General features: G+C 59.0%; 3 protein-coding genes and 2 pseudogenes. 1 reads left to right on the plus strand and 4 read right to left on the minus strand.

The genetic code is table 11. From position 1 onward, the window contains the following. Positions 1-680: 680 nt before the first annotated feature. Positions 681-1,670: pseudogene (locus tag NKH05_RS32565) on the minus strand (DUF1173 domain-containing protein); the annotation flags it as partial. Between the two features lie 254 nt (positions 1,671-1,924). Beyond that, positions 1,925-2,095: pseudogene (locus NKH05_RS32570) on the minus strand (DUF982 domain-containing protein); the annotation flags it as partial. Positions 2,096-3,111: 1,016 nt separating this feature from the next. Here NKH05_RS32570 and NKH05_RS32575 point away from each other — a divergent pair. Then, positions 3,112-3,603 carry a hypothetical protein gene (locus tag NKH05_RS32575; RefSeq protein WP_353017786.1) on the plus strand — a complete coding sequence of 164 codons (492 nt, stop codon included), beginning with the start codon at positions 3,112-3,114 and terminating at the stop codon, positions 3,601-3,603. On the opposite strand, the gene NKH05_RS32580 is transcribed toward NKH05_RS32575, so the two are convergent. Beyond that, a complete protein-coding gene (locus NKH05_RS32580) occupies positions 3,581-3,877 on the minus strand; it encodes a hypothetical protein (protein ID WP_353017788.1) in 297 nt (98 codons plus the stop codon). The genes NKH05_RS32575 and NKH05_RS32580 overlap by 23 nt on opposite strands. A 1,304-nt stretch (positions 3,878-5,181) precedes the next feature. Then, on the minus strand, positions 5,182-5,757 hold a 576-nt coding region (locus NKH05_RS32585), incomplete at its 5' end, for a DMT family transporter (RefSeq protein ID WP_353027058.1).

Raw genomic sequence — 5,757 nt, forward strand, 5'->3', positions numbered from 1 at the left:
TCCTGCTCAGGTGGCTGAAGGTTTTTTTGTCGCTCTTGATCGCTCTTTTCCAACTCCGGCCCAAGTCGGGCGCCGCTTAGGGGCCGGATTGTTCACGGTCGACAATTTCAATTAGACCCGTAGAGGTCAGGATACAACTTTGGGTGGCGCACTACATAATAGACCAAGGTTGCGCCAGCGGGCTGGAAGGCGCGGCAAAGAGCAGCACGGCCGGACTCCTTCCCGCTTATGTATGCCAGCCGGCCGTCGCGGTCGGCCGCCTCGTGGAATTGCTGCCTGGGTGGGAAATTCCCCCCTAAGAAATGATGCTGATCTTTCCCAACCTGAAGAACCAGTCCAAGGCGCAGGCCGCATTCCGCGATTATGTGAAGACCTTCGACTTTTCAGTGTTTGGCGTTGGACGGAACTAGAATTTCTCGGGTCCTACGGTCGCGTTGTTCCCTGTCGCAACGTGGGGTTCGGCAAGGGCGAATGGCATGCCGAGTATCAGGCGCCCACTCTCCTCTCGCCGCGGATCTTCGCAAATCCGCAGCATGCTCACCGAAAAGGACGATCGCTGGTCACCCCTCACCATACCGTAATGGTCCAAGACAGCGGGGGTCGTTGTCCAACGCATTGTCTGAATCGATGGCCGCCAATCGATTCACAACATTGATGGAAATCTGAGATGTCGTCCCAGCCTATGGAAGGGCGGGCATCTCCCCGTCATCGACCCGCCAGGTCCACGCACCCATCTCCGGCCGGTTCGCGATCATGTCCTGCAACGAAGCCTCGAACGCTTCGTCCGCACCGGCCGGCACGACAAAGAGTGCGGTCGGCTGCTGCCTGTTCTGGAGCAAAGCGTTGGCGATCGGCTGGTCGGTTTGCAGGTCGCAGCGCAATCCCTTCACGCTTTTCTCGCGAAGGCGGGCGAGCGCGTCGACAAGCCGCTTTTCCGGGACCGTCTCGTAAGGAACCCAGTTCTCGGACACCACCATCAACGCGACCTCCTCGACAATGGCGAGGCCGGCCGGGTTCAGTCCGAACGTCGCGATCGTCATGAGATGTGAGCTGGAATCCGCTCCCCACAGCGACAATTCTTTCTCGAAACGTGCCCGCAAGCGGCGGTGCAATGCATCGTCGATGATGAAGGGAAAGCCGGGCAAATGTCTGATGACAAGTTTTTGGCCGGAGCGGGCAGGCATAATCTCTTTCACCTCGCCTACCAGGACCAGCAACTTTCGTGGGCCGGATTTCGGCGGGAGCGCAGGTGCAAGAACCCCGTTGCGACGATGCTCGATCGCTTCCTTGTTCTCGGCGCGAAACGGCTCGGGCACGAACAAGATATCCGCGAGCGGACCGCCCCTCACCGTCATTTGCCCGGCAGCCTCGAGCAGATGCCAGCGGACATTCCACCAATGTCGCTTGCCGGCCCATCGGGATGTCCAGACCGTCAATTCGGCCTCGTGCCAGAGATAATGAAGGAGGCCACGCAGCGACATCCTCCTGGGATCGGCGGTTACGCTGGCGGAACTTTGGCCCGCAGGCACAGATGCTGCGCGGCTCCCTGTCTTCGACAGGCTGAAGTCCAATTTGAGGGCCGCCATGCCGCTTTGCGCATCGAGCTGTATTGCGCTGCCCATCAGCGCGCCCAGGCCGGATAATTCGTAGGACGATTCATATGAATCGCAGGACGGATCATGCCCGCCGTGCTATCCTACTCTTCTCGGTATGACGACCAATATCCCGCAGCAAGATAGCGGCGGCGTCATTGACGTCGAGCACGATACGCTCGGAGCGTGGCGGCCGACCTGCACAATGACTGGCCTTTCGAACCTGCTCAAGCCGGCCATCTCCCCCTTGACAGCCAGTCTGCGCCGATAGGCCGCATGCTAAACCGAATGTCACTGCCGCGCGTCGTCCTAATCGCATCGGCGAATAGGATTTAGACTTTTGCGGTGCCTGCTGTGCAGGCTGCAATCCACTGCATCGCAGAGGTCGCATCTTCCAATATGCCAATCTGCTTTGCAAAGTCGTAAAGCGCGTTGCGCGCCGCACCTACAGGCTTGTGCCCATCGTAGGCCTCATGGCACGTCCGAAGGGCAGTTTCGTGGGCACGATCTCTGCGATCTTACGGCCATTCATCGAGAAGATCGATGGCCTCGGCAAGACTTGCAATCTCTTGCACGATGTAGGTGGAGCGCTTGACGAAAATGGGGCTGCTGAAAGCCTCGGCCTTCATTTTTTCCTCCCGACCTGCTGAACAGCCAGTTCGCGTAAGGCGGGGCCGCTGGACCCCCGCCGATCGTTGCACAATGTGCTGTCGGCGCGATGACGCTTCAAGAGGGAAAATGCGGGCGTGATGCCGTCGGCCATTGGCCGAAGCTCAAGGCGCTATCAATGGTCAAGCGGCGGCCGGTTCTCTCCGCTTCATTCGGCATGCTCTCCAATTCGAACGGCAAGTTGTAGTTCCTTTGCGGCGGGATCGACATCCAGGCGAGCGAAACTCAAACCTCGCCTACGTCATTGACGAGCTCAACCCGGTCAGTGATGCAGATTGCATAGAAGAAAACTCGCCAAGTTCCCCGCCACAAAACCCTGCGGTATGCGGACGGTGCCCGCGCATGGGGAATGGATTGAACGAGCCCTGTGGAATGCTACCAGGCACTCTCGCCCTATGGTCGAAGTCACGCATGGAGAGGCGGATGCGGGAAACGCGCACGTCGGGTGCGCGGCGGAGATGAAGAAACTGCCTCGGTAATGAGGCAAGGCGCTTTATCCGTAATCCGTACTCAAGCCAGGCGAAGCGCCGGGGCTGCGGCAGCGGGTGCGTCAGGGATGCGTGCCCGAAGGGGCAAGACGACCACAGGCCGGCTTCAGCGAAGCCCGCAGCCCGGCCCGCAGGGAGACGCCCACCTGATCTCGTCCGGCGCCGATCGGCGAGGCAACGACAAGCCAGGCGCGGCATGCGCCCTTTCATCCGTCGAGAACCACTGCGGTCGCCTCGATCCCAGACCCCACCGCGGCGGGTCTTCGTCGGGATTGCGATATCGATGCCAAGAAAGGGAGAGCGCCGAACAATAAGATTGTTTTGCTCTTTACCAAAACTTCTGTGTGGCGGAGATTGCATGAATGGAGATTGAAGAACGAAAATACCCATGTGAGCTGGCCTCCCCGCTGCAGGTCCATGAGCTCGCGGAAGAGTACCGCAAGGCGGCAACCATGCTGCTTCGGCTCGGCCGGCCAGGCAAACCGCTCACTCGAGCGCCCTTCAGATTGTCGGCGATCCATGCGATCGAACTGTATCTGACAGCGCTTTTGCTTCACCGTGGGCACAGCCCCAATCAGATCCGCAAAATGCAGCACGATCTGTCGGCGCGCACGGGGCTCGCCTTGGAAGCCGGGCTACGCCTTCGCGCAAAAACCGCCCTACATCTTCATTCCCTCAGCCAGAACCGGGAATATCTCGTGACCCGTTACGGCCCGGAGCTGGCTGCAACCGCCTCGCAGATAAACCGGCTTACCGCTACTCTGGACGAGGTGGCGGCAAAGGTAACCATATTGATCGGCTTGTCCTCAACTATGCCGCAGCCGGTCGGCCTTACGGCGGAGACCTCGCCTTGATGCGCGCAATGATGTCCGGATCTGAGACGAAGTCATCGAGGAAGTCGTTCCACTTTTCGGCCGAACGGCGAGCATGGGCAAGCATCTGTCTTAGCTCGTCAATGCCGTCGTCGGTGAGAGCGGCTATCCCCTCCTCCGTACCGTCATGGACATTGATGATACTGCCATAGCTGAGATTGTCATCGTTGCTGACGATCGCCTGAAGGAGATCGAGATCCTCCCCGATCATTTGCGAAACGTGGTCGATGGTGAAGACGTGGGTTATTGTCGCCATCAAGCGGCCTCGGCGTAGGTCACGGTGACTGGTATCCAATTCCAGGGAAGAGTTTCGTCAAGGTCGATGCGAGGGCAAAGGGTGTCCGTCCAGCCGTCTTCTGCCAGTGCGCCACGGCTCTCGAGCATCTATATAATGTCACCAAACATTGCTCCAGCGGTGCCGCTGGAGACCACCCATAGGCATTCATGAATCGGCTAGGACCGACTGCGCAGGCGACGTCGCCGAAAGGAAACCACTCTCTCGGCTTTCGATCCGGCCGCGCGGACGCGCAGGATCTCGACCTCTCGGCCCGCGACGCGCGCCAGGAGCCACCGTCAAGTCGGCCGACATCGCTAACTCAGGATCGGCGAGATTGAAGAGCAGTTTGACCTTACCTCGTGCCCCGAGAGGCATTTCAGCTGTTGGTAGACTTATCACAGGCGCGACAGTCACTCCAAGCGCTCCGACCGCATCTGTCGGACGATAGGATATTGATGATCGACCTATCGTCTTTCGCAAAAGTCAGGCCGGACCAGGCCGACCTCCAGCCGGACTACTTCGATCCTTCAGTCCCCAATGGCAGTTGGCGCTTTGAATGGACGCGCCCGCTAGGCGTCGACCTCACTTTGTCTCGCCATCGCATGCAGCAATACAATTCGACGGCACAATTGACGTGCCGTAAGGCACATTCAGGCAAACGATGCGCGAATGATTTTTTCTTCTCAGTGCAACCACCGACATTCGCGACGATCATCTCCCACCCTCGGGGGTGTTTGGACCGGAGACATCGCGAACAGGGTTCTGTGGGAGCTCGGCCGAGAACGTGATGCATTTCGAACGAAAGACCTGCAGCTGGTTCCAATGCGTCCGTCGGTCCAGGCTTATTTTGAGACTTATCTGACGAAGAATTTCTCTGGTCCTTCATCGAAGGCCAAGGGGCCGAGGATATTTTGAAGGCGATGGCGGAGTGGGGCGTTATGGGGAATGCTCTTCATCTGCGAGCCGAACTTCGACGCTGTTCTGGTATATCCCAGCCCGGGGGATCAATCACGTCTCCTGGTGTGACATCGCACCTGGAGCACTGATCGAACGGTCGATCGCGGAACGGCGCAGTTCATACGCTCAAACGTCGCTGCGTCTCGCTCGCCTCACCTAAAATCCAGTCGCGAAACCTCTTAATCTTCGCGATGCGCACTTTTTCGGTGGGGGCGATGGCATGATAGTCGTCGCAGGCCTTTGCAGCGTGCGAAGGTCAAGGAGTTTTGCGACCGTCGCAAAGAGCTCCAAGCAATCATCCGGCTCGGTGCCCAAATATATCGCCGCTATCGCCGGATGACGATAATTCCGGCCAGTGCGATGAGGACGATGCCGATCATGGAAGCCGCATCCAGACGTTCCGAGAACAGCACGACGCCCCATAGCACTGCGAAGGCCAGATAGGAAAAGTCCCAGGTCGAGATGATCGACGATGGTCCCCACTGATAGGCGATGGCGGTGCCGACGCTGCCGATCAGCATCGTCATGCTCAAAAGCCCGATCAGCGCGCATTGGGTCCAGCCCATTGGAATCCACGCGCCCATGGACACGCTTTGTCCTCCCTCGTTTCCCGCCATCATTGCTGCAAGGCTCGCGCCGCCTCCGAGAACGATCGCTATCAGGTTGAAGATCAGCGCCAGAACGAAGGGGTTTTCGCCACGGCTCTTGGTGCGCGTCAGCACCATCGCCAGAGCGTAGAGAATTGCAGAAACCAGCGGCATCACGGCATGGACGCCAAGATCGCCGGCCTGCGGCTTCAGCATGAGCAGCACACCGACGAAGCCGAGGGCGACTCCGATCCAACCTTGCACCCCGACAGGTTCCTTGATCCAGAAGGCCGCGAAAAGAGTAATGAACAGCGG

Source organism: Mesorhizobium sp. M1399, from assembly GCF_040317735.1.
Classification (GTDB): domain Bacteria; phylum Pseudomonadota; class Alphaproteobacteria; order Rhizobiales; family Rhizobiaceae; genus Mesorhizobium.

Excerpts from the sequence above, each read along its gene's own strand:
- NKH05_RS32575 (WP_353017786.1), top strand. The coding sequence starts at position 3,112 with ATGGAGATTGAAGAACGAAAATACCCATGTGAGCTGGCCTCCCCGCTG.
- NKH05_RS32580 (WP_353017788.1), bottom strand. The coding sequence starts at position 3,877 with ATGGCGACAATAACCCACGTCTTCACCATCGACCACGTTTCGCAAATG.